A 21,838-nucleotide genomic window follows, 5' to 3' on the forward strand; every position below is an offset into this window, starting at 1 on the left:
GCCTGTGGCTCACCCCAACCTACGCAGCGATGGGGCGCCCTTGCGCGTCGAGCAACGCATGCTCCACCAGCCACAGCCGCGCGTCCTGCGCATCCTCGGCGAACCACGCCGCGGTCGAGCCCAGCCGGAAGCTGTAGCCCCAGGCGTCCATATCCGCCATCAGGCGCGCGCGGCCGACGCCAGGCAGCGCGTCGGCGAGCACGATCTGCAGATAACAGGTGGCGTCTTCTTCGGCGATCGAATCGGTCGCGTCGGTATGCACCTGCGCGCGCCGCTCCGGCGGCAGCACGATCAGGTGCCCGGCCTCGTGCAGCAGCGAATGCACGGGCGTATCGCCGCGCGCATACACCACGCTGCCGATGATGCCGGCCTCCTCGTCGCCCCAGAAGCTGCCCGGGATGGGCTGGCCGTCGGGCACGCGTTCGAGGCTCAGGCCGTAGCGGGCGAGCAGGGCACGCGCGTCATGCTCCTGGATCTCGGCCAGGCGCAGCACGGAAGGAGGGGCGGGCGTTGCTGGCATGCGTCGCGGCGCGGACAGTGTCTGCGCGGGAATCGTGAGGGGAGGGATACCGGCGGGCACATGCCCGCCGGCGCTGCATCAGCCGGCGACCGGAGCGGTCGAACCGGGCTTGTTGTGGTCGGGCAGGGCGACCGAGAGTTCCAGTACTTCGTGCCCGCTGTCGCGCTCGACGTTGATGTTGATCGCTTCGATGTCCACGTGGACATATTTCTTGATCACTTCGAGCAACTCGTTGCGCAGCAGCGGCAAGTAGTCGGGCGCTCCGCGCGAGGAGCGCTCCTGCGCCACGATGATGCGCAGGCGTTCCTTGGCCACCACGGCGGTCGGCTCGGGCCTGCGCTTGAGGAAATCAAGAATACCCATCGCGTTCAACCTCCGAATACGCGCTGGAAGAAGCCCTTCTTCTGCACTTCGAGGAAGCGCAGCGGGCGCTCTTCGCCAAGGAGGCGGGCCACGGTGTCCGTATAAGCCTGGCCCGCATGCGAGTTCTCATCGAGGATCACCGGCACGCCCGAATTGGACGCGGCCAGCACGTTCTCCGATTCCGGAATGACGCCGACCACCGAGATGCCGAGGATGTCTTCGACGTCTTTCACGCTGAGCATTTCGCCCACCGCGACGCGTGCCGGGTTGTAGCGGGTCAGCAGCAGGTGCTGCTTGATCGCGTCTTCGCCCTTTTCGGCGCGGCGGGTCTTGCTGGCGAGCAGGCCCAGGATGCGGTCGGAATCGCGCACCGAGGACACTTCCGGGTTGACCACCACCACCGCGTGGTCGGCGAAATACATGGCCAGGTGCGCGCCCTTCTCGATGCCGGCGGGCGAATCGCACACGACGTAGTCGAAGCCTTCGTCGGACAGGCCCTGCAGCACTTTCTCCACGCCTTCCTGGGTCAGCGCGTCCTTGTCGCGCGTCTGGCTGGCGGCCAGCACGTAGAGGGTGTCGTAGCGCTTGTCCTTGATCAGGGCCTGCTTGAGCGTGGCCTCGCCGTGCACGACGTTGACGAAGTCGTACACCACGCGGCGCTCGCAGCCCATGATCAGGTCGAGGTTGCGCAGGCCGACGTCGAAGTCGATCACGGCGACCTTCTTGCCATGGACGGCCAGGCCGGTGGCGAGCGAGGCGCTGGTCGTGGTCTTGCCCACGCCACCTTTGCCCGAGGTGACAACGATGATCTCAGCAGTCAAGGGCCCATCTCCCGAATATGTTTCTTGTAATGATGTTGCGATTAGTAGTGTCGCGATCGTTGCAGGCCGGCGCGGCCGCGTCAAAGTTTCGCGATCAGCAATTTTTCACCTTCGAGCCAGCATTGCACAGCCTGGCCTTCGAGATCCTTTGGCAATTGTTCAAACACGCGGTAGTGGCCGGCGATGGCTACCAGCTCCGCGCGGAAGTCGGACACGTAGATGCGCGCCTTGGCGTCGCCCTGGGCGCCGGCCATCGCGCGGCCGCGCAGGCCGCCATAGATATGGATGCTGCCGTCGGCGATCACTTCGGCGCCGTTGGCCACGCCGCCGGTGACGACCAGGTCGCGGTCGCGCGCATAGATCTGCTGGCCCGAGCGCACGGTGCCGTCGTGGTACTGGCCACCCGGCCCGGCCGGGGCGGCTTCCGCTTCGTGCGCAACCGGTGCCGGGGCTGGCGCAGGCGCGGCCGGCGCAGCGGCGGCCGGCGCAGGCGCCGATGCCGGAGCAGCGGCCGGCGGCGCGATGCTGCCGCCGTCGGCGGGTTCGTAGGCGGCGCGGAACTTGGCCAGCAGCGGCAGGCCCATGCGGTGCGACAGCGCCTCGGTCTCGCTGGTGCCGTAGGCCAGGCCCACCGGCAGCATGCCGGCGCTGCGCACCGCTTCGAGCAGGGCGTCGACGGTGCCTTCGTCCGGCAGGTTGAGCAGGTGGCTCAGGTCCAGGATCACCGCGGCACGGGAAAACAGCTGCGGAGCGGTGCGCACGCGGCGCTCCAGCTCCTCGAACAGCGCAGCGGCGTCGGCGCGGCGCACGCGCACGCTGGCAATACCGACCTGGCCGAAGCGCAGGTCGCAGACATCGGAGGTATCCATGCGGGCATTCACGGGCGCCGCTCTCCAGCGAGGCGGCGCTTGTCATTGTTATGGTCGGGGCGGGGACGCTCGGCCAGCCAGCTCACGTCGGGCAGGCCGCCGCGCTCCAGGTAGGTCTCGCGCACATAGGGGTAGCTGGGCAGTTCCTTGGCCAGCAGGCTGACCTGCGGACCTTCGTCGCCCATGCGCTGCTGGCCGACTTCCTGGAAGCCGTAGGTGCCGTGGAACAGCAGCACCTTGTCGTCGCGCGGCTCCAGGAACACCTCGCAGGTCAGCAGCGGGGCGCGCACTTCGGCGTAGCTGGTGGCGTCGCAATAGAAGATGCGCCCCAGGCCGTGGCGGCGGTAGGCGTTGGCGATGACGATGCGGTCGATATATACGAACTGCGCGTAGCGCTCGCCGAACCACAGGTAATTGGGGCTGGAATACCCGCCGCCTTCGCGCAGCGCGATCAGGAAACCGGCGATATGGCCGTCGATCTCGGCCACACGGAAATAATCGGCGTGCTCGTAGAAGTAGCGCAGTTGCCCGGCGTCCAGGGCGAGGATGGTGCGCCCGGCGGCGTTGTTGAGCGCCAGTACGGCATCCAGGTCGTGCTCGCGCACGTCGCGGATGGCAAGGGCCATTCGTTGCTCCGCTATTAGATGTTGCTTAGGGATGTTGCTTGGGACAGACCGGCTGACGGCCCCGCGTATCGGAGCGCATTATGACACGGGGGCGGCGGGCGCACATAACACGGCGCACCATGTAAAACCTTTGTAAAGCGCGAGCCGGCATGGCTTCCGGCAGGCCCGCCATGGCAGCTGCCATGGCTTCTGGCAGGGATCGGTCAGTGACTTCTCGCGCATTGCACCACAGGACCTGCGGCCTATGATGCTTCGCATGCGATGGTCAAATTTGAATCATATCCGGCTGCTGCGCCTGACCGGCCTGTTCGCCTACGTCTGCTCCGGCACGCCGCTCATCATCCAGTGGGCGGTCGAGCGCTTGGACCAGCTGCACCGGCCCAATTTCGCGCTGCTGCTGTGGTCGCTGTTCTATCTGCTGTTCGGCGTGCTGTACCTGCTGCTGACCAGCAACCTGGGCTCGCGCCGCAACCTGGGGGCGCGCCTGGTCGGGCTGACCCTGATCACCGCCTCGGCCCTGGCCGTGGGCTGGTACAGCCATAGCGGCCTGTCGGCGATCCTGATGGTGGTGTCCTCGGTGATCCTGCCGTGGCTGCTGCCGTTCTGGCTCAGCGTGGCCTGGATCCTGCTGCAGTGCCTGAGCCTCGCGGTGCTGTTCTCGACCTTCCCGGAATTCAACTACAGCGTGACCCTGGCCCTGCTGCAGGCCTGCATCTATACCGGCTTCTCGGCGGTGGGCTTCGTCGCCTCGGTGATCGCCAGCCAGCAGGCCGAGGAGCGCGAAGTGCAGCGCCGGCTCAATTCCGAGCTGCGCGCCACCCGCGCCCTGCTGGCCGAATCCACCCGCATCGCCGAGCGCATGCGCATCGCGCGCGACCTGCACGACCTGGTCGGCCACCACCTCACCGCGCTGACCCTGAACCTGGAAGTGGCCAGCCACCTGAGCAACCCGGCCGCGGCCGAGCACGTGCTCAAGGCCCAGGCCACCGCCAAGCACCTGCTGAGCGACGTGCGCGAGGTGGTCAGCGAACTGCGCCAGGACGACGCCATCGACCTGACCCAGGCGCTGCGCAGCCTGGTCGAAGGGGTGCCGGGGCTGAACGTGCACGTGGAGACGCCGCCGCGCTTCAGCGTGGAAGATCCGCGCCGGGCCCAGGTGCTGCTGCGCGTGGCGCAGGAAATCATCACCAATACCGCCCGCCATGCCGGGGCGCGCAACCTGTGGCTGGACTTCTGTTACGACGGGGCCAGCGTGCTGGAACTGCACGCCCGTGACGACGGCCGCGGCGCCGACCAGTTCCGCCCCGGCAACGGCCTGTCGGGCATGCGCGAGCGGCTGGCGGAGTTCGGCGGCACGGTCAAGGTCGACACCGCCGCCGGCCAGGGCTTTGCCCTCAACGTCAGCCTGCCGCTGGGCGAGGAATCGGCCCTGGCGCATGCGCCGACCCGCTTCGAGCCGCCCGCCCTGAGCGTGTCGTGAGTCCGCACCGCATGCCTTCAGCCATGCCAGAATGGGCGGTCGGCCTGGAAGGCCGCACCGTTGTCTATCCCGTCGTCCCCGGCGATGGCGCCGGGGAACGCAATCGCTCCGAGGAACCGCGATGATTTCCGTGTGTCTTGTCGACGACCAGAACCTGGTACGCCAGGGCGTTCGCTCCCTGCTGGATCTGGCTGAGGACATCCGCGTAGTGGCCGAATGCGCCGACGGCGCCCAGGCCGTGCAGGACATCCCGCGCATCAAGCCCGACGTGGTGCTGCTGGACCTGCGCATGCCGAACATGAGCGGCCTGGAAGTGCTGCAGGCACTGTCCGCCCGCAACGAATTGCCGCCCACCATCATCCTGACCACCTTCGACGACGACCAGCTCGTGCTGCAGGGCCTGAAGGCCGGCGCGCGCGGCTATCTGCTCAAGGACGTGTCGCTGGAACAGCTGGTCGAAGCGGTGCGTACCGTCTCCGCCGGCGGCTCGCTGGTGGCGCCGATGGTGACGCAGCGCCTGCTGGCCGGCGTCGGCCGCATGCAGAACCAGTTCACCAGCCTCGAGCAGCCCGACCCGCTGACCGAGCGCGAGACCGAGATCCTGCGCCTGCTGTCCGGCGGCTACAGCAACAAGGAGATCGCCAACTCCCTGAAAGTGGCCGAGGGCACGGTGAAGAACCACGTGTCCAACATCCTCTCCAAGCTCGGCGTGCGCGACCGCACCCGCGCCGTGCTCAAGGCGCTCGAGCTGGGCATCGTCTAAGGCCCCGCACAGGCTCCGGAAGGCCCGATTCGAGGCCTTTCGGGGCGGCCTGCGGGGCGGATAGCGTTCCAGGCCATGAACCGGTACCATCGGTGGCTTCGGCGCCGGCCGACCCCTGTCACGAATGCCATTCCTTCGGGCCGTTTTTCTAAGGAAGCGCAATCGTGGCGGACCGGTTTCCGGTGACGCATGCGAGCCGCCAAGAGAGATGTTCGGAGAGCCCTGGAATGATGCGTGTTCTTGAATTCGTTGTTGCCCTGGTCATCGTCGCCGTCGTCGGCGTCGTGGTGGGCGTGATCATGCCTGGCAGTGGCCATGTGGAGAGGTCGCTGGTGGTCGGCAAGGACATGCGTCAGGTGTACGACGTGCTCGCCAATTTTCGGCGCTACCCCGACTTCACGGTGCAGCGCAAATACGACCGCAATACCCAGTTCACCTTTTCCGGCAAGGCCTATGGCCCGGGCGCGGAAATCAGCTGGAGCAGCAACGACGACAAGGTGGGCAAGGGCAAGCTGACCGTTGCCACTGCCGAGCCGTCGTTCGACAAGATCGACTCGACCGCGAAGGAAGCCAAGGTTGTCTGGAACCTGGACAACGACTGGCGCGGCCAGGACAAGCACTTCACGCTCGGCATGGAACGCCAGGGCACCCGCGGCCAGCTGACCAAGATCACCTGGTCGTATGACGTGGCCTACGGCTTCAATCTGATCGACCGCTACTCGAACCTGTACATCCACGGCGACCCGGATGCCTTCATCCAGTTCAGCCTGAACGATCTGCAGAACGTGCTGGCCTCGGTGCAGAACATCGACTACGGCAAGCTGATCCCCTACATCGAGCAGACCCAGCCGACGCCGGTGCTGCTGGTGTCCAGCTCGATCGAGCGCAAGGGCGGCCTCGATGCGCTGAACGAAGCGACCGACAAGGCCGAGGGCCAGATCCAGGCCGCCGCCAAGAAGCTGGGCGTGACCGTGACCGGTCCGCGCATCATCTACACCACCAACTATGGCGACCAGACCTACTCGTTCGACGTTGCCCTGCCGATCAGCGCCACCAGCGTGACCGTCAATGGCCAGAGCCACGAGCTGACCGCCGCCAAGGCGCCGGACCTCACCGCTCCTGCCAGCAGCAGCACCGCCGCGGCGCCGGCCGGCGACACCACCCCGGGCAGCACCGACCGCTTCGGCCGCCTGATCGTCGACAACGACGTGCGTGGCGTACTCGCCTTCGGTGGCCCGGCGCTGAAGGGCGTCTGGAACGGTACCGCCGCCGGCGTGCCGCAGACCCGCGACATGCTGAAGGCCTACGCGCAGACCCACGGCTACAAGTTCGACGAAGTGGTCAGCCGTCCGTACGACATCCTGGTCAAGCCGGAAGTGAAGCAGGGCGACCAGGTGACCAGCTACGCGCAGTTCGCCATCTACCTGCCGCTGACCGGCGATGCACCGGAGAAGACCCCGGAGCAGGAAGCCAACCTGCAGCCGCCGTCGCTGGACGCAGGCGCCGCCGAAGCGCCGGCCGCGTCGGGCACCGCCGCCGCTCCGGCCTCGGCTGCCAGCGCCGGCCAGCAGTAAGCCAAGGCGTACGCAAGATCGAAAGGCCCTTCGTTCGCGAAGGGCCTTTTTCTTTGCGCGAGGTTTTCCTGCGCATCCGCCCCGGCGAACTTTTCCGCCCCGATGGGGTACATTGCTTCGTCGTTGCGCCGCCCGGGCCCGCGACCATTCCGCCGTTTTTCCTGCCGCTCCGGACATGATCGAAACCGAACAGCTCACCCGGCGCTACGGCACGCTTACCGCGGTCGACGCGCTCAGCTTCCGCGCCGAACCTGGACAGGTGCTGGGCCTGCTCGGCCCCAACGGCGCCGGCAAATCCACCGTGATGCGCATGATCGCCGGCTTCCTGCGGCCCAGTGCCGGCACCGCGCGCGTATGCGGCCATGACGTGCGCAGGGAGTCGCTGAAGGCCAAGCGCGCACTCGGCTACCTGCCCGAAGGCGCGCCCAGCTATGGCGAGCTGACGGTGCGCGAATTCCTCACCTTCATCGTGCGCTCGCGTGGCCTGTCGGCCGACCAGGGCTATCGGCGCTTCGAGGAAGTGGTCGGGCAGCTGCAGCTCGAAGAGGTGCTCGACAGCTGCATCGAGACCTTGTCCAAAGGCCTGCGCCGCCGCGTCGGCCTGGCCCAGGCGATCGTGCACAACCCGCCGGTGCTGATGCTGGACGAACCGACCGACGGTCTCGATCCGAACCAGAAACACGCGGTGCGCCAGCTCATCGATACGATGGCGCGCGAGCGCACCATCCTGATTTCCACCCACCTGCTGGAAGAAGTCCACGCGCTGTGCAACCGCGTGGTGATCATCGCCAACGGCCGCCTGCTCGCCGACGCCACGCCGGCGGAACTCGAAGCGCGCTCGCGCTACCACGGTGCGGTGTCCTTCAGCGCACCGGGCAGCGGCGTGTCGCAGGAGATGCTGGGGCGCCTGCCGCAGGTGGCGTCGATCGAAGTGGATCCATTGGACGGCCGCATCACCGTGTTCCCGCGGCCTGGCGAGCGCATCCTCGAAGCGGTCGAATCGCTGCTGCGCCAGCAGGGGCTGGAAGTGTCGGAAATCCAGCTCGAACGCGGCCGCCTCGACGAAGTGTTCCGCCAGATCACCACCGGCCAGGCCAAGGCCGACGCCGCGCGCGAGGCCGGTGCATGAGCCCCGTGATGGCGGTGGCGCGGCGCGAACTGCGCAGCTACTTCGTGACGCCGGTGGCCTATGTATTCCTGGTGATCTTCCTGGTGCTGGCCGGCATCCTCACCTTCTACGCCGGCGATTTCTACGATCGCGGCCAGGCCGACCTGCAGCCGTTCTTCGTGATGCATCCCTGGCTCTATCTGTTGTTGGCGCCGGCGGTGTCGATGCGCATGTGGGCGGAGGAATCCAAGGGCGGCACGCTGGAACTGCTGCTCAGCCTGCCGATGACGCTGGCGCAGGCGATGCTGGGCAAGTTCCTGGCCGCGTGGTTCTTCATGGGCATCGGCCTGCTGCTGACCTTCCCGATCTGGATGACCGTGAACTACCTGGGCTCGCCCGACAACGGCGTGATCGTGGCCAGTTATCTCGGCAGCTGGCTGATGGCGGGCTCCTTCCTGGCCATCGGCGCGTGCCTGTCGGCGCTGACGCAGAGCCAGGTGGTGGCCTTCATTCTGACCATGGTGGTGTGCTTTCTGCTGCTGCTGGCGGGCCAGCCGCAGGTGCTGGATTTCCTGCAGGGCTCGGTGCCGCGGCGGCTGCTCAACGGCGTGGCGCACCTGAGCCTGCTGCGCCACTTCGAAGCGATCGCGCGCGGCGTGCTGGACGTGCGCGACGTGCTGTACTTCGTGCTGTGCATCGCCTCCTGGCTGACCGCCGGCGTGCTGGTGCTCGACCTGAAGCGGACGCCTTGAACATGCGTCGCCCGACCTTCTCCCGCCGCGTGCGCGTGATCGGCCTGCTGATCGTGCTGGTGGCCGTTTCGGTGACGCTGGCCGTGGCCGGCAGCCGCTGGATGCGCGCGACGCGCTTCGATCTCACCTCCGATCGCCTGTACACCTTGACGCCCGGCACCGTGCGCATCGTGGACAAGCTGCGCGCGCCGCTGAAGCTCACCCTGTATTTCTCCGAGCACTCCACCCGCGACCTGCCGCAGCTGCGCAGCTACGAGCAGCGCGTGCGCGAGCTGCTGCAGGAGATGGTGGCGCGTTCGCACGGCCGCCTGCGCCTGCAGGTGGTGGACCCGGTGCCGTATTCGGACGACGAGGCCGCCGCCGAGGGCAGCGGCCTGAGTCCCCTGAGCGGCGGCACCAACGGCGAGCGCGTGTTCTTCGGCCTGGTCGGCACCACCTTGCCGGGCCTGCAGGACGGCGAGGCCGACAACGAGACGCGCCCCGGCGCCAAGAACCTGGCCATCCCGCTGTTCGACCCGGGCCGCGAGACCTTCCTCGAATACGACGTGGCCAAGCTGCTGTACGAACTCAACGAGCCGGCCAAGCCGCATATCGGCGTGATCAGCAGCCTGGCGGTGCAGGGCAATCCGGTGCTCGGCGAGGAACCTTGGACGGTGATCCGCCAGCTCGGCCAGCTGTTCGAAGTGAAGACGCTGGACCCGAACAAGCTCGATCGCGTCGGCGACGACATCCAGGTGCTGCTGCTGATCCATCCCAAGCACCTGTCCGACACGGCGCTGTACGCGATCGACCAATACGTACTGCGCGGCGGCCACCTGGTGGCCTTCGTCGATCCGTATTCGGAACTGGACACCACGCCGTTCGTCGACAGCAACGGCGTGATCGACGACCACGACTCGGACCTGCACCGCCTGTTCGATGCCTGGGGCGTGCAGTTCGATCCGCAGAAAGTCGTGCTGGACCGCTCGCGCGCGCTGCGCATCGAGCTGGCCGACAACAGTGCGGCCAACCATCCGGCGATGCTCGGCCTGACCGGGCAGGAGCTCAACCACGGCGACGTCACCACGGCGAGCCTGCAGCGCATCAACCTGTCCAGCGTGGGCTATCTGGATCTCTCGCCCAAGGCCACCACGCGCCTGATCCCGCTGATGCAGACCAGCACCGATGCCGAAGTGGTGCCGGCGCAGCGCGTGCGCGAAGCCACCACCGACCCCAACGCACTGCTGGACGGCTACAAGGCGGACAACATCCGCTACGTGGTGGCCGGCCGCGTGCGCGGCGCGTTCCCCTCGGCCTTTCCGGAGCGTGCGAAGCAGCCCGGCTTTATCGCCCAGGCCAAGGACAACGCCGAAGTCATCCTGGTGGCGGACACCGACCTGCTGACCGACCGCCTGTGGGTGTCGTATTCGCAGAGCCTGCTCGGCCCGCTGCAGTTGAGCGCGCTGGCCAACAACGGCGACTTCGTCACCAACCTGGCGGACAACCTCAGCGGCTCGTCCGAGCTGCTGTCGATCCACGGCCGCACCAGCTCGCAGCGCCCGTTCACCCGCGTGCTGGCGTTGCAGGCGGCGGCGGACCAGAAATTCCTGGCCAAGAAGCAGGAGCTGCAGCGCGAACTGGCGGTCACGCGCAGCCGCCTGTCCGAGTTGCAGCCGGCCAAGGCTGCGCGCGGCGACAACGCCGGCACCGAGCAGCGCGCGGAGATCGAGCAGTTCCTGCAGCGCCAGCTCGCGATCAACAAGGAGCTGCGCGATGTGCAGCACCAGTTCAACGCCGAGATCGACGCGCTGGGCATGCGCCTGAAGTTCCTCAATATCGTGCTGGTGCCGGCCCTGGTCACGCTGTTCGGCCTGGCTTATGGCTGGCGGCGCTCGCGCCGCAGCCGCCGCCGCGCATGATGGTGGCGGCCATCTGCCGCAGCCGCGCCGGCGCGGCGCCGGACTATGCTTGGCGCTTGCCGTCCGGCGCCCGGGTCTGAACACCGATGATGTCGAGCCTGCTCACGTGGATCGTGCCCTGGGAGTTCTCCTGGGTCTTTCTGCTGAGCTTCGTGGCGATCTGCGCGCTGTATGTGCGCGGCAGCCGCCGCCTGCACGTGAGCTTTGGCAGAAAACTGGCGTTCTGGGTCGGCATGGCGATCGTCTACGTGTCGCTGCACACGTACTTCGATTACTACGCCGAGCACGAATTCTTCATGCACCGCATCCAGCAGGTGCTGCTGCACCACCTGGCGCCGCTGCTGCTCGTCGCTTCGTATCCCGGCACCGTGCTGCGCGCCGGCCTGCCGCTGGCGTGGCGCGCGCGCGCGCTGCGGCCGCTGGAGCATTCGTGGCCATGGCGCGCGGTGACCGGCGTGCTGTTGCATCCCGCTGTCGCCACCGTGCTGTTCGTCGGCTTTATCCTGATCTGGCTGATCCCGGCCATGCAGACGCTGGCGATGCTGGACTGGCGCATCTACCGCTTCATGAACTGGTCGATGATGCTCAGCGGCCTGAGTTACTGGTGGCTGGTGCTGGACCATCGTCCGCGCCCGCCGGGGCGGATGACACCAGGCCTGCGCGTGCTGTCGCCGGCCATCACCATGAGCCCGCAGATCCTCGCCGGCGCCATCGTGACCTTCTCCAAGAGCGACCTCTATCCGATCTTCGAGATCTGCGGCCGCGCCTTCACCTTCAACGTGCTCACCGGCCAGCTCGCTGGCGGCGTGATCATGTGGGTGCCGGCGGCGCTGATCGAATCGATCGGCGGCCTGCTTGCGCTGCGGCAGTGGGTACGCCTGTCGCGCAACGGGCGGATCAAGTCGAAGCGGCAGCTGCAGCTGGAAGCGCGCGGCTGGGGTCAAAAGCCCAGCCCGTAAAGCCCAGCCGTAGGTTGAGGTGATAACCCCAACAAGCCTCAGTGCCGATGTTCCATCCCGCCCATATCGCCGCCATCCACCGTATTGGCCGGCTTCGCCTCGAACTCCGTATCCAGCGTGCTGCCATCGGTGAAGTGCAAGGTGACGCGCACCTTGTCGCCGACCTTCACCGGCGCATTCGCCTTCATCAGCATCAGGTGATAGCCGCCGGGCGACAGCGCCGCCTTGCCATGCGCGGGAATCGGCAGCGCGTCGACGTGTTCCATGCGGCCCATGCCGGTGTCGGTGCTGCTCTTGTGCAGCATCACCTCGGCATAGGCCGGGCTGCTGGCCGAGCTGAGCGAGGCCGCATGGTCGCCACGATTTTCCAGCACCACATAGCCGCCGGCGGGCAGGGCGCCGGGCATCACGCGGATCCAGCCGCGGCTGGCCGCGACGTGGTCCGCGTCGCCCGCGGTGGCCGCGCCGGCAAACAGCAGGCCGGCGATCAACAGCGCGCAACGTGCGCTCATGGCTTGGCTCCGTTATCCAGCAGCAGGTGCAGGTCGTGGACGAGATCGTCCTGGGCGTCGGCAGCGGTGGAGAGCAGGCGCGCCTTGCCGTCGCGGTCGAACAGATAGATCGCCGAGCTGTGGCTCACTTCGTACTGGCCGTCGGCCTTGTCCGGTTCGCGCGTGTATGCCGAGCGATAGCGCTTGCTCAGCGCCTCCAGCGCGCGCGGTTCGCCGGACAGGCCCACCGCGCGCGGATCGAAGGCGTTGACGTAGGCATGCATCACCTCCGGCGTGTCGCGCGCGGGGTCGACGCTGACGAACAGGATGCGCGTGCTGTCGGCGAGCGGGCCGAGCCGCTGCATCACCACGTGCAACTGGGCGAGGGTGAGCGGGCACACATCCGGGCAATGGGTGTAGCCGAAGTACAGCAGCACCACCTTGCCGCGGTAGTCCGCGCCGGTGACCGGCTTGCCGTGGTCGTCGACCAGCTTGAAGTCGAGGTCCGGCATATGGCCGGTGACATTGGTGAGCTTCCACGGCAGCTCGTCGCCGCGCTGGCAGCCGGCCAGCAGCAGCGTGCCGAGCAGCAGGGAAAGCAGGAGCAAGGCGCGGACGAGGTGTCGGGGCTTCATGCGAGAATCCTGGATCGACATCGCGCCAGCATACGACACCGGCGCCGCCAGCCCGAGGACTGCTTACCCATGCGACAAAATGTCAGCTCCGCCGCCGGCTTGCTGGCCGGTTTCGCCGGTGCCAGCGCGGTGATCCTGGGCGCCTTCGGCGCGCATGCCTTGCGCGGCGTGCTCGACCAGCGCGGCACCGAGCTGTGGCATACCGCGGTGAATTACCACGTATGGCATGCGCTGGCCTTGTGCCTGGCGCTGTTCTTTCTGGAGGCGCCGCAGCGGCGCCGCACGGTCGCGGCCTTCGCCATCGGCATCGTGCTGTTCAGCGGCAGCTTGTATGCGCTGGCGCTGGGCGCGCCGCGCTGGTTCGGCGCGATCACGCCGCTGGGCGGCGTGGCGTTTATCGCGGGGTGGATGCTGCTGGGCTGGGGCGCCAGCCGGCGCGGCTGATCCAAATTCAGGCGAGCGCCGCCAGCGCAAGCTGCGCGCCGACGTGCAGCACCAGGTCGGCGCTGAAGTGCGCGACCATCGCGTGTTCCAGCCCGTACTTCCAGAACAGCCAGCCGCAGGGCAGCCCGACCAGCGTGTTGAGCACGATGATGCGGCCGATCGACAGCGGCCCATGCGCGATACCGGCGGAGAACGCCGCCGGCAGATGGCCGACGCCGAACAGCACGGCGGCGAGCACGATCGCGAGCACGAACATCCACGGCCGCACGCCGTTGCCGAGGCGCGCCAGCAGCCACACCAGCAGGCTCACCAGGAACAGGCGGCACAGGGTTTCCTCGGCGATGCCGCCGTAGAACGAAGCCAGCGCGCCGCGCCACGCCTGGTCCAGCAACTTCGAGGCGGGAGCATGCAGCTGGCCATGCCAGTCCAGCGCCAGCACGATCACTGCTGAAACGACGCCGAGCAGGATCGCCCACAGCCATCTGCCGCGTGCCTGCGGCGGCGCCTCGCGATAGATCCAGGCGCGCAGCCACGGCGCGCTCAGGCCGTAGCGCTCGCCCAGCCACAGGCCGAACCAGGCGAGCCCGCCGCACAACGCGCCTGACTGCAGCGACTGCAGGATCGCCAGCAGCGGGACCGGCATCGGCAGCCGGGTGAGGCGCGGCATCAGCACGATCAGATAAGGGAACAGCGCCAGCGTGGCGATGGCCGCCGCGATTCCCAGCACCAGGGCCAGTTTCAGCCGCGGCGCGCGCGTAGCGGGCAGGGCGGGCATGCGGGTGTCCTCTCGCTCAGTGATGCGGTTGGATAAAGAACCCGGCCACCTTGCCTTGCGCATCGCAGGTGACCTTCGACTCGATCGTGGTCTGGCCGTAGTGCAGCGGCGTGAGCACGATGGTGAAATCGCCGGCCGGCAGCGCGCTCGCCGCATCGCGTGTGCCGCGTTCGCCGAACTGCTGCGCCACCGCCGGCCAGATCTGCCCGAGTTTTTCCGGCAGCAGCTTGGTCTTCATGGTGTCGTTGAAGTCGCTGGTGGCGCCGGCGTAATCGCCTTTGTCCAGCGCATCGAGCAGATGGGTCGAGGCGGTTTCGCAGGCCGATTCGGCGCGCGCGCCGGCGGCAGCGGCGAAACAGATCCCCAGGCAGACGATCGCCGCCAGTTGCTTGTTCATGTGCTTGTACCCCTGTGTACTTGCGTGGATGGACTTCGGTGGAATCAGCCTGGATCGTCCTGGTCGTCCGCCACCGGCGCGATCTGGCCGGATTTCAGGCGTCCGCTTTTGCGCAGCGCTTCGCGCAGCACGTACTCGATCTGCGCGTTCACGCTGCGCAAGTCGTCGTCGGCCCAGCGCTGCACCGCCTCCAGTACGGCGGGGCTGATGCGCAGCGGATAGGATTTTTTCTCGGCCGGCACGTGCGCCTCGCTCAGCCGCTGTAGAGCGTGCCGGCGTTGACGACCGGCTGCGTGGCGCGGTCGCCGCACAGCACCACCAGCAGGTTGCTGACCATCGCGGCCTTGCGCTCTTCGTCCAGTTCCACCACGCCCTGCTCGCGCAGGCGGTCCAGCGCCAGCGCGACCATGCCTACCGCGCCTTCGACGATGCGCTCGCGCGCCGCCACGATCGCGCTGGCTTGCTGGCGCTGCAGCATGGCCTGGGCGATTTCCTGGGCGTAGGCGAGATGGCTGATGCGCGACTCGATCACGTTGACGCCGGCCTTGTCCAGGCGCGCCTGGATCTCGTCGCGCAGATGGTTGTTGATCACTTCGCCGTGGCTGCGCAGCGAGGGCTTGCCGTCGTCGTGCGCGTCGTAGGGGTAGTTCTGCGCCATCTGGCGCAGCGCCGACTCGCTCTGGATATGCACGAAGTTCTCGTAGTCGTCGACCTGGAACACCGCCTCGGCCGTGTCGACCACCTGCCACACCACCACCGCGGCGATCTCGATCGGATTGCCGTCGCTGTCGTTGACCTTGAGCTTGCCGCTCTCGAAGTTGCGCACGCGCAGCGAGATGCGGCGCCGGGTGAAGAACGGGTTGGTCCAGCGCAAGCCTTCCGCGCGCACCGTGCCGGCGTACTTGCCGAACAGCTGCAGCACCTGGCCTTCGTTCGGCGCGACCTGGAAGAAACCCTTCAGCAGGAACGCGGTGAACACCATCACCAGCACCCCGGCGAAGAAGCTCGCCAGCGGCGGCTGGTGGCCACCGGAGGTGAGGATCAGCCAGGCGCCGAAGGCGCCCAGCAACAGACAGAAACCGACGAACGGGATACCGGCAAGCGAAAAACCCTGACGCTCATTCATGGTGATACCTCCCTTGGATGGGAGGTATCTGATATCGAAATGATGTCACTCGCAAGTGCCTACTGGCTGCCGCCCCCGCCGTTGCCAACCGGGGCGCTAGGCGCCGCCACCACCGGGGCCGTCGACATGAACTCCCAGGAGGGCGACACGTCGACTATTTGCATGGCGTTGAACAGATTGGTGACGGCGAAGAAATGCCAGGGGTCGCCGTCGCCGGTGTCGAGTGCGATGTGGGTGCTGTCGAAGCGGCGCAGGGCCGCGTCGTAACTCTGCCAGCGCCCGTTGACCCATGCCTGCACCCATTCGTGCGGCACGAACACGCGCGAGGTGTTGGCGTAGCGGTCGGCGTAGACCATGCCGGTGACCACCCGCGCCGGAATCCCTTCGGCACGCGCCATCGCGGCCAGCAGCACGGCGTATTCGGTGCAATCGCCCTGGCGCGTATTCACCACTTCCAGCGCCGAGGCGTAGCCCACGTCCAGGCCATGCTGGGTGATGTAGTGGCTGACGAAGCTGCGCAGCCGGCGCATCTTCTGCCGGTTGTCGACCGCGGTGCCGACCGCTTCGGCGGCCAGCGCGCGGATCGCCGGCGCGTCCGATTGCAGCCAGTCGTTGGCGAGCAGGTCTTCCGGTTGCGGCGGGGCCTGGCCGCCGGCATAGGAGTTGCCGATGTCGATCTGCCAGTCGTGGCCGCCCAGGTGCAGCACGCGCTGTTCGTCGGTGCTGATGATCGGCGCGGCGATATCGCCCTGGATGGTCAGGCGGTAGCGCAGGAACGAATCACGCAGGTTCGGCGTCAGCGGCCGCGGCGAATCGACCATGGCGGCGCGGAACATGTCCACGTCCTGCTCCGGCGCGAGCGCGCAGGCCTGGTCGCAGGCGATCATTTCCAGCTGCCGCCCGAGCATCGAGATCACGCCCTTGCGCGCGCGGCCGCGGCTGTCCAGCCACAGGTCCAGCAACTGGTCGCCGCGGTCCTGGTGCAGGCGCTGGCGCTGGTGGCTGAGCGTCTCGGTGCCGCCCGGCAGGTCGATCGACTCGTTGCCCATCACCTCCACCGCCACATCCATCACCTGCTGCGTGGCCGGGTCGAACATCTCCATCCGGTAATGCAGCCCCGGCTGTTTCGCGGCGCCGAGCATGGTCCGGCGCTGGGCGTCGTTGAGCAGGGCCTGGCCGGGCCAGGGGATATAGCTGTAGCGGGTGGCGCCACCCACCGTGGTGGCGATGCGGAACGAGCCATCCGCCTGCCGCTCGCCGTTCACCGTGCTGTCCATGGCGGACATCGAGGTGCGGGTGGAGAAGCCCAGCGGCTGGCCATCGGTGCTTTCCACGCTGCGGATCATGTTGCTCAGCGGGATGCTCTTGCCGCTGCGGTTGAGCAGGATCGACAAGGCCTGGGTGGTGGTCACCGTGCCTTGCGCGGTCTCGCGGTCGATGCGCAGGTGGCCGATCTTGCGGCCGCCCAGCAGGACGCTCATCCAGGTGGTGTCGGCCGAAGCATTCGGCGTGGTGTTGGCGGGCGCGGTTTCGGCGGCCATGGTCCCGGCAATGGGGCACGGCAACAGCAACAGCACCAGCAATAGCTTGGCGGTCTTCAGTCGCATATGCGTATCCGTGGGGACGGCTTGGATGATAGTGAATGCCGACTTAAGGCTGTCGTCAATCCGCAATGCAGCGAGGCGGTCGGCGCGGCGGAGCGAGGCTTGCGGGGCGCTTACGGGATCGTGTTTTTTTGCGCCCCACGGGCCGCCGGCGGAAGCGTTTTTCCGTCCCGGCGCGTTGTGCGAGGATCACCGGCTTCAAGCAACCCAACGACGCGGCGCCCGCCGTGTCCTCAAGGCAGGGAGCAAGCATGCAGTCCTCGGCATTCGCGCATTGGCTGGTGGTCGTGGTGGAGACCTTCTCGGCGTTGTTCCTGTTGCTGCTGGCGATGGGCGTGATGGTGCTGCTGGTGGTGTGGCTGGTGGATCGCAACCAGACCTCCAATTCGGTATTGCGCAACTTCCCGGTGATCGGGCACTTCCGCTACTGGTTCCTGCACCTGGGCGAATTCTTCCGCCAATACCTGTATTCCAGCGACCGCGAGGAAATGCCGTTCAACCGCGCGCAGCGCACCTGGGTGTACCGCGCGGCCAAGGACGTGGAGAACACCAACGCCTTCGGTTCCACCCGCGACCTGCACGCCGAAGGCCTGCCGTTCTTCGTCAACGCGCCGTTCCCCTCCCTGGGCCAGAGCCATGTGGTGCCGAAGCCGATCACGCTCGGGCCCTATTCGCGCGAGCCGTACAGCCATTCGTCCTTCTTCAATATCTCGGCGATGAGCTTCGGCGCGCTGTCCGCGCCGGCGGTGCGCGCGCTGTCGATCGGCGCGGCCAAGGCCGGCATCTGGATGGATACCGGCGAGGGCGGGCTGGCGCCGTATCACCTGGAAGGCGGTTGCGACATCGTGTTCGAGATCGGCACCGCCAAGTACGGCGTGCGCACGCCGGAGGGCAAGCTGGACGACCAGAAGCTGCTGGACATTTGCAAGCACCCGCAGGTGAAGATGGTCAGCATCAAGCTGGGCCAGGGCGCCAAGCCGGGCATGGGCGGCCTGCTGCCGGGCGCGAAGGTGACGGCGGAAATCGCCGCGATCCGCGGCATTCCGGTGGGCGAGGACTCGCAAAGCCCCAATCGCCATCTCGACATCGGCAATGTGCGCGAGCTGATGGACGCGATTACGCATATCCGCGAACTCACCGGCAAGCCCACCGGCTTCAAGGCGGTGTTCGGCGGCATGGAATGGATCGACGAGCTGTGCGAGGAAGTGCGCCGCCGCGGCATCGAAAGCGCGCCGGACTTCATCATCGTCGACGGCTCCGAAGGCGGCACCGGCGCCGCGCCGCAGACCCTGATGGAAGGCGTCGGCCTGCCGCTGCGCGAGGCGCTGCCAGCGCTGGTGAACACGCTGATCCGCCAGGGCCTGCGCGAGCGCGTCAAGGTGATCTGCTCGGGCAAATGCATCACCGCCTACGACGTGGCGTGGGCGTTGTCGATGGGCGCGGACTTCGTCAACTCGGCGCGCGGTTTCATGCTGGCGCTGGGCTGCATCCAGTCGCTGCAGTGCAACCGCAACACCTGTCCCACCGGCATCACCACGCAGAACGCCAAGCTGCAGCGCGGCCTGGTGGTCACCGACAAGAGCGAGCGCGTTTATCACTACGCGAGCAACGTGATGCGCGAGGTCGGCATCATCGCGCACAGCTGCGGCGTGGAAGAACCGCGCGAACTGGATCGCACGCATTGCCGCGTGATGGGCGACGACGGCATCTCGGTGCCGCTGGTGCGGCTGTTCCCGTATCCGGAAGGCCACGCGCCGAACGCGTGAGGCGTAGGTTGGGGTGAGCCGTAGGCGAACCCCAACGATACGATGCGTTTGAACGCGACGATGTTGGGGTTCGCCGGTGGCTCGCCCCAAGCTACGGCATGTCCACCCAGCCATCGACCGTGCGGATCTGCAGCGGCTGGAAATACCGCTTGTAGTCCATCTTCGGATGGCCTTCGATCCAGAAACCCAGGTAGATCCACGGTATGCCGCGGCGCTTGGCCAGCTCCACCTGCTGCAGGATGGCGAAGGTGCCCAGGCTGCGCTCGGTCTCGTCCGGCTCGAAGAAGGTGTAGACCGCCGACAAGCCGTGCAGCGAGATGTCGGTCACCGCCACGCCGAGCAGGCGCGGGCCCTCGCGCAGTTCCAGGAACAGGGTGGGGCTCCACGGCGCGGTGAGGAAGCGGCGGAAGTCGCTGGCGTCGGCCTCGTCCATGCCGCCGCCGGGGTGGCGCTGGCGCAGGTAGCGCTCGTATAGGGCGTGGCGCTCGCTGTTGTAGCCGGCCATGGATTCCACCACCTGCAGGTCGGCATTGCGCTTCAGGCAGCGCCGCTGCGAGCGGCTGAGCCGGAAGCGTTCGACGTCGATGCGGCAGGGCGTGCAGGCCCGGCAGCTGCTGCAGTAGGGGAAGTACAGATGCCCGCCGGCACGGCGGAAGCCGCGCTCCAGCGCCGGGCCGTACAGCTGGTCGAGCTGGGGGGCCGCCGGATCGATCACCAGGTTCTGCGCCGTGCGGTCGGGAAAATACCCGCAGGCGTGAGGCAGGGTCTGGAACAGGCGGACGCGGTCTGAGCGCATGGCCGATTCTACGTCCGGGGCGGCTTGCTGTGACAAGCATCGCAAATTCGCCGGGCCGGCCATACGGCGTAGGACGGAAGGCCTCGCGGCCCACCGGCGGCTCAGATGACGCCCAGATACCTCAGCATCACCACCACGAACGCCCCCGCCACCGCCAGCAGCACGATCCGGCGTACCCGGTTGGCGACGCTGCCGCGGCGCGCCTCGGGGCTGGGATTGCGGGCCAGGGCCAGTTCCTCGGCGTGGCGGATCACCGGCTCGATGCCCAGCTCGCGCAGCAGGGTGCGGGCGCGGGTGTAGTCGTCGGCCTTGCTGATCCAGACCTGCTCCCAGGTGTCGCGGTTTTCCTTGCGCTGGGAATAGCTGAAGCGCTCGTAGCTGCGCTTGTTCCAGTTCGAGCGGTTCTCGATCGAGTGCTCGATGCCGTGCTCGCCGAGCATGGCGGCGACGCGGTTGATGTTTTCGGGGCGGGGCGAGGTATAGATCTGGCGCATGGGGTGATTTTACTCCACCGGGTCAGTTGCGCAGGCGGATCAGGCCTTCCTGCACGGTGGAAGCGACCAGCCGGCCGTCGCGGCTGAAGATCTGCCCGCGCGCCAGGCCGCGGGCGCCCTGCGCGGTGGGGCTGTCGAAGGAGTACAGCAGCCACTCGTCGACCCGGAACGGGCGGTGGAACCACAGCGCGTGGTCCAGGCTGGCCATCTGCACATTGTGCGTGTAGTACGAAATGCCGTGCGGCAGGGTGGCGGTGCCGATCAGGTTGAAGTCGGACGCATAGGCGAGCAGGGCGTGGTGCAGCACGGCGGAGTCGCCGATCGGCGCGGCCACGCGGAACCAGATGTGCTGGTAAGGCGGGCGCTTGCTCGGGTGCAGCTTGTCCTGCGGCCAGACGTGGCGGAACTCGATCGGCGCTTCCAGGCCCAGCCAGCGCTGCAGCTTCTCCGGCAGCTTGGCCAGCTTGTCCGGCGGCAGCGGCTGCATCGGCGCGATGTCTTCCGGCGCCGGCACCTCGGGCATGGCGGTCTGGTGCTCGAAGCCCTCTTCTTCGATCTGGAACGAGATCGAGCCGTTGAGGATCGGCTGGCCGTGCTGGATCGCCACCACCCGGCGCGAGGAGAACGTGCCGCCGTCGCGGGTGCGCTCCACGCTGTAGACGATCGGCGCGTCGATATCGCCGGCGCGCAGGAAATAGGCGTGCAGAGAATGCGCCGAGCGCGAGCTGTCCACCGTCTGCTGCGCGGCCGACAGCGCCTGGCCCAGCACCTGCCCGCCGAACACGAAGCGGGTGCCGATGTCGCGGCTCTGGCCGCGGAACAGGTTGTCTTCCAGGCGTTCGAGGTGCAGCAGGTCGACCAGCTCGCGGACGTGGTTTTCCGTCATGTCAAAGCAATCCAAGGGGGCGATTCAGGGGGCGGGGCGGACGGCCCGCGCCATGAATTATAGCCGCCGGCCGGGCCCTAGCCCCGCGCCGGCCGCGGCGGCAGGCGGTTCAGGCCGCTGCCGGCCAATACCTCGGCCCAGGGGAACAGCGGGCCCGGGTCGAGCTTGCGCGGCACCTCCCGGCTGGGGTCGTCGCTGGCCGGCAGGCGGGCCAGGTCGAGGTCTTCGTGGCCGGCGATGTCGCGCAGCTGGGGGAATTCGCCGCGCAAGCGGGCCAGCAGGGCGCGCAAGGCGTCGATCTGCGCGGCCGGGTAGGGCTCGGTCATGGTCTGGTTGCCGGCATGCCACCAGTCCGGATAGCGGCCGCGGTTGACCAGCTCGATGCCGATCGAATGCGGATTGAAGCCGCGCACGTGGTGCGCCACCCGCGTGCCGGGCACGTAGCGCCAGATCGCACCGTCGCGGTCGATGTAGTAATGCCCGCAGTTGCCGGTGCCGCTGTCGTGCACGATGCGCTCGCCGTACTCGCGCGCGGTGGCCAGGTCCGGCAGTTCGGTGCAGTGGATCACCACCAGTTCGACGGCGGCGGCGGGGCGTTCGGGCAGGCGCTCGACGTAGGGCAGGAAGTGGTCGCGCACGATGGATTCAGGCATACCGGCGAGTCTCGCATGCGGCCCGGTATCATGGGCAT

At 67.6% G+C, this 21,838-nt stretch carries 25 protein-coding genes; 9 read left to right on the forward strand and 16 right to left on the reverse strand.

Annotated elements, in window-relative coordinates:
• Positions 1-19 precede the first annotated feature (19 nt).
• The 5 genes from AB4083_RS07855 to AB4083_RS07875 form a co-directional block, all read right to left on the reverse strand.
• On the reverse strand, positions 20-520 hold the full coding sequence (locus tag AB4083_RS07855; RefSeq protein WP_441607223.1) for a hypothetical protein: 501 nt from the start codon (positions 518-520) through the stop codon (positions 20-22).
• A 78-nt stretch (positions 521-598) separates the two neighbouring features.
• Complete coding sequence (gene minE, locus AB4083_RS07860) at positions 599-883, reverse strand: cell division topological specificity factor MinE (protein ID WP_441607224.1); 285 nt, start codon at positions 881-883, stop codon at positions 599-601.
• 5 nt (positions 884-888) lie between these two features.
• Entirely contained in the window at positions 889-1,704 is an 816-nt protein-coding gene (gene minD / locus AB4083_RS07865; protein ID WP_441607225.1) for a septum site-determining protein MinD, read from the reverse strand.
• An 80-nt stretch (positions 1,705-1,784) separates the two neighbouring features.
• Positions 1,785-2,573 carry a septum site-determining protein MinC gene (gene minC / locus AB4083_RS07870; RefSeq protein ID WP_441607226.1) on the reverse strand — a complete coding sequence of 263 codons (789 nt, stop codon included), beginning with the start codon at positions 2,571-2,573 and terminating at the stop codon, positions 1,785-1,787.
• 8 nt (positions 2,574-2,581) lie between these two features.
• Entirely contained in the window at positions 2,582-3,199 is a 618-nt protein-coding gene (locus tag AB4083_RS07875) for a GNAT family N-acetyltransferase (RefSeq protein ID WP_441607227.1), read from the reverse strand.
• 256 nt (positions 3,200-3,455) lie between these two features.
• Here AB4083_RS07875 and AB4083_RS07880 point away from each other — a divergent pair, with 256 nt between their 5' ends.
• From AB4083_RS07880 to AB4083_RS07910, 7 genes are all read left to right on the forward strand, one after another.
• On the forward strand, positions 3,456-4,679 hold the full coding sequence (locus AB4083_RS07880) for a sensor histidine kinase (RefSeq protein ID WP_441607228.1): 1,224 nt from the start codon (positions 3,456-3,458) through the stop codon (positions 4,677-4,679).
• Between the two features lie 121 nt (positions 4,680-4,800).
• Positions 4,801-5,442 carry a response regulator gene (locus AB4083_RS07885; RefSeq protein WP_102304958.1) on the forward strand — a complete coding sequence of 214 codons (642 nt, stop codon included), beginning with the start codon at positions 4,801-4,803 and terminating at the stop codon, positions 5,440-5,442.
• 227 nt (positions 5,443-5,669) lie between these two features.
• Positions 5,670-7,016 (forward strand): polyketide cyclase, encoded by a 1,347-nt coding sequence (locus tag AB4083_RS07890; RefSeq protein WP_441607229.1) that lies wholly within the window; start codon positions 5,670-5,672, stop codon positions 7,014-7,016.
• Between the two features lie 175 nt (positions 7,017-7,191).
• Positions 7,192-8,145, forward strand: coding sequence for an ATP-binding cassette domain-containing protein (locus AB4083_RS07895; RefSeq protein WP_441607230.1), 954 nt, complete (start codon positions 7,192-7,194; stop codon positions 8,143-8,145).
• A complete protein-coding gene (locus AB4083_RS07900; RefSeq protein ID WP_441607231.1) occupies positions 8,142-8,876 on the forward strand; it encodes an ABC transporter permease subunit in 735 nt (244 codons plus the stop codon). The genes AB4083_RS07895 and AB4083_RS07900 overlap by 4 nt, the downstream gene beginning before the upstream one ends.
• A 2-nt stretch (positions 8,877-8,878) precedes the next feature.
• Entirely contained in the window at positions 8,879-10,774 is a 1,896-nt protein-coding gene (locus AB4083_RS07905) for a GldG family protein (protein ID WP_441607232.1), read from the forward strand.
• A gap of 86 nt (positions 10,775-10,860) precedes the next feature.
• Positions 10,861-11,733 carry a cytochrome c oxidase assembly protein gene (locus AB4083_RS07910; RefSeq protein WP_441607233.1) on the forward strand — a complete coding sequence of 291 codons (873 nt, stop codon included), beginning with the start codon at positions 10,861-10,863 and terminating at the stop codon, positions 11,731-11,733.
• A 38-nt stretch (positions 11,734-11,771) separates the two neighbouring features.
• Here the strand turns inward: AB4083_RS07910 and AB4083_RS07915 are convergent, their stop codons facing one another.
• Both AB4083_RS07915 and AB4083_RS07920 read right to left on the reverse strand, forming a co-directional pair.
• On the reverse strand, positions 11,772-12,245 hold the full coding sequence (locus AB4083_RS07915) for a copper chaperone PCu(A)C (RefSeq protein WP_441607234.1): 474 nt from the start codon (positions 12,243-12,245) through the stop codon (positions 11,772-11,774).
• Positions 12,242-12,859, reverse strand: a complete 618-nt coding sequence (locus AB4083_RS07920) for an SCO family protein (protein WP_441607235.1) — start codon at positions 12,857-12,859, stop codon at positions 12,242-12,244. Before AB4083_RS07920 ends, AB4083_RS07915 begins: the two co-directional genes overlap by 4 nt.
• A gap of 69 nt (positions 12,860-12,928) precedes the next feature.
• Here AB4083_RS07920 and AB4083_RS07925 point away from each other — a divergent pair, with 69 nt between their 5' ends.
• Positions 12,929-13,303 carry a DUF423 domain-containing protein gene (locus AB4083_RS07925; RefSeq protein WP_441607236.1) on the forward strand — a complete coding sequence of 125 codons (375 nt, stop codon included), beginning with the start codon at positions 12,929-12,931 and terminating at the stop codon, positions 13,301-13,303.
• A 7-nt stretch (positions 13,304-13,310) separates the two neighbouring features.
• Here the strand turns inward: AB4083_RS07925 and AB4083_RS07930 are convergent, their stop codons facing one another.
• Genes AB4083_RS07930 through AB4083_RS07950 form a run of 5 tightly spaced genes read right to left on the reverse strand, consistent with a single transcriptional unit; the run spans position 13,311 to position 17,208 of the window.
• Positions 13,311-14,078 carry a CPBP family intramembrane glutamic endopeptidase gene (locus AB4083_RS07930; RefSeq protein WP_441607237.1) on the reverse strand — a complete coding sequence of 256 codons (768 nt, stop codon included), beginning with the start codon at positions 14,076-14,078 and terminating at the stop codon, positions 13,311-13,313.
• Positions 14,079-14,094: 16 nt separating this feature from the next.
• Positions 14,095-14,475, reverse strand: a complete 381-nt coding sequence (locus AB4083_RS07935; RefSeq protein WP_441607238.1) for a DUF3887 domain-containing protein — start codon at positions 14,473-14,475, stop codon at positions 14,095-14,097.
• A 44-nt stretch (positions 14,476-14,519) separates the two neighbouring features.
• Positions 14,520-14,717 carry an Arc family DNA-binding protein gene (locus tag AB4083_RS07940; RefSeq protein WP_441607239.1) on the reverse strand — a complete coding sequence of 66 codons (198 nt, stop codon included), beginning with the start codon at positions 14,715-14,717 and terminating at the stop codon, positions 14,520-14,522.
• 11 nt (positions 14,718-14,728) lie between these two features.
• Positions 14,729-15,601 (reverse strand): SPFH domain-containing protein, encoded by an 873-nt coding sequence (locus tag AB4083_RS07945; protein ID WP_441607240.1) that lies wholly within the window; start codon positions 15,599-15,601, stop codon positions 14,729-14,731.
• 59 nt (positions 15,602-15,660) lie between these two features.
• Entirely contained in the window at positions 15,661-17,208 is a 1,548-nt protein-coding gene (locus AB4083_RS07950; protein ID WP_441607241.1) for a transglutaminase domain-containing protein, read from the reverse strand.
• Positions 17,209-17,456: 248 nt separating this feature from the next.
• Between AB4083_RS07950 and AB4083_RS07955 the strand changes: the two genes are divergently transcribed.
• A complete protein-coding gene (locus AB4083_RS07955) occupies positions 17,457-18,971 on the forward strand; it encodes an FMN-binding glutamate synthase family protein (protein ID WP_441607242.1) in 1,515 nt (504 codons plus the stop codon).
• Positions 18,972-19,062: 91 nt separating this feature from the next.
• Here the strand turns inward: AB4083_RS07955 and AB4083_RS07960 are convergent, their stop codons facing one another.
• The 4 genes from AB4083_RS07960 to AB4083_RS07975 all read right to left on the reverse strand — a co-directional run bounded on the left by AB4083_RS07960 (position 19,063) and on the right by AB4083_RS07975 (position 21,800).
• A complete protein-coding gene (locus tag AB4083_RS07960; RefSeq protein ID WP_441607243.1) occupies positions 19,063-19,830 on the reverse strand; it encodes an arginyltransferase in 768 nt (255 codons plus the stop codon).
• A gap of 38 nt (positions 19,831-19,868) precedes the next feature.
• Complete coding sequence (locus AB4083_RS07965) at positions 19,869-20,261, reverse strand: hypothetical protein (RefSeq protein ID WP_441607244.1); 393 nt, start codon at positions 20,259-20,261, stop codon at positions 19,869-19,871.
• Between the two features lie 22 nt (positions 20,262-20,283).
• Positions 20,284-21,147 carry an acyl-CoA thioesterase II gene (tesB, locus tag AB4083_RS07970; protein WP_441607245.1) on the reverse strand — a complete coding sequence of 288 codons (864 nt, stop codon included), beginning with the start codon at positions 21,145-21,147 and terminating at the stop codon, positions 20,284-20,286.
• 77 nt (positions 21,148-21,224) lie between these two features.
• On the reverse strand, positions 21,225-21,800 hold the full coding sequence (locus AB4083_RS07975) for an N-acetylmuramoyl-L-alanine amidase (RefSeq protein WP_441607246.1): 576 nt from the start codon (positions 21,798-21,800) through the stop codon (positions 21,225-21,227).
• Positions 21,801-21,838: the final 38 nt, after the last annotated feature.

Source organism: Dyella sp. 2RAB6 (genome assembly GCF_052115385.1).
Taxonomy (GTDB): domain Bacteria; phylum Pseudomonadota; class Gammaproteobacteria; order Xanthomonadales; family Rhodanobacteraceae; genus Dyella_D.

Coding starts and splice junctions, on each gene's coding strand:
- AB4083_RS07855 (WP_441607223.1), bottom strand. CDS start 520: ATGCCAGCAACGCCCGCCCCTCCTTCCGTGCTGCGCCTGGCCGAGATC.
- minE (WP_441607224.1), bottom strand. CDS start 883: ATGGGTATTCTTGATTTCCTCAAGCGCAGGCCCGAGCCGACCGCCGTG.
- minC (WP_441607226.1), bottom strand. CDS start 2,573: ATGGATACCTCCGATGTCTGCGACCTGCGCTTCGGCCAGGTCGGTATT.
- AB4083_RS07875 (WP_441607227.1), bottom strand. CDS start 3,199: ATGGCCCTTGCCATCCGCGACGTGCGCGAGCACGACCTGGATGCCGTA.
- AB4083_RS07880 (WP_441607228.1), top strand. CDS start 3,456: ATGCGATGGTCAAATTTGAATCATATCCGGCTGCTGCGCCTGACCGGC.
- AB4083_RS07885 (WP_102304958.1), top strand. CDS start 4,801: ATGATTTCCGTGTGTCTTGTCGACGACCAGAACCTGGTACGCCAGGGC.
- AB4083_RS07890 (WP_441607229.1), top strand. CDS start 5,670: ATGATGCGTGTTCTTGAATTCGTTGTTGCCCTGGTCATCGTCGCCGTC.
- AB4083_RS07895 (WP_441607230.1), top strand. CDS start 7,192: ATGATCGAAACCGAACAGCTCACCCGGCGCTACGGCACGCTTACCGCG.
- AB4083_RS07900 (WP_441607231.1), top strand. CDS start 8,142: ATGAGCCCCGTGATGGCGGTGGCGCGGCGCGAACTGCGCAGCTACTTC.
- AB4083_RS07905 (WP_441607232.1), top strand. CDS start 8,879: ATGCGTCGCCCGACCTTCTCCCGCCGCGTGCGCGTGATCGGCCTGCTG.
- AB4083_RS07910 (WP_441607233.1), top strand. CDS start 10,861: ATGATGTCGAGCCTGCTCACGTGGATCGTGCCCTGGGAGTTCTCCTGG.
- AB4083_RS07915 (WP_441607234.1), bottom strand. CDS start 12,245: ATGAGCGCACGTTGCGCGCTGTTGATCGCCGGCCTGCTGTTTGCCGGC.
- AB4083_RS07920 (WP_441607235.1), bottom strand. CDS start 12,859: ATGAAGCCCCGACACCTCGTCCGCGCCTTGCTCCTGCTTTCCCTGCTG.
- AB4083_RS07925 (WP_441607236.1), top strand. CDS start 12,929: ATGCGACAAAATGTCAGCTCCGCCGCCGGCTTGCTGGCCGGTTTCGCC.
- AB4083_RS07930 (WP_441607237.1), bottom strand. CDS start 14,078: ATGCCCGCCCTGCCCGCTACGCGCGCGCCGCGGCTGAAACTGGCCCTG.
- AB4083_RS07935 (WP_441607238.1), bottom strand. CDS start 14,475: ATGAACAAGCAACTGGCGGCGATCGTCTGCCTGGGGATCTGTTTCGCC.
- AB4083_RS07945 (WP_441607240.1), bottom strand. CDS start 15,601: ATGAATGAGCGTCAGGGTTTTTCGCTTGCCGGTATCCCGTTCGTCGGT.
- AB4083_RS07950 (WP_441607241.1), bottom strand. CDS start 17,208: ATGCGACTGAAGACCGCCAAGCTATTGCTGGTGCTGTTGCTGTTGCCG.
- AB4083_RS07955 (WP_441607242.1), top strand. CDS start 17,457: ATGCAGTCCTCGGCATTCGCGCATTGGCTGGTGGTCGTGGTGGAGACC.
- AB4083_RS07960 (WP_441607243.1), bottom strand. CDS start 19,830: ATGGCCGGCCCGGCGAATTTGCGATGCTTGTCACAGCAAGCCGCCCCG.
- AB4083_RS07965 (WP_441607244.1), bottom strand. CDS start 20,261: ATGCGCCAGATCTATACCTCGCCCCGCCCCGAAAACATCAACCGCGTC.
- tesB (WP_441607245.1), bottom strand. CDS start 21,147: ATGACGGAAAACCACGTCCGCGAGCTGGTCGACCTGCTGCACCTCGAA.
- AB4083_RS07975 (WP_441607246.1), bottom strand. CDS start 21,800: ATGCCTGAATCCATCGTGCGCGACCACTTCCTGCCCTACGTCGAGCGC.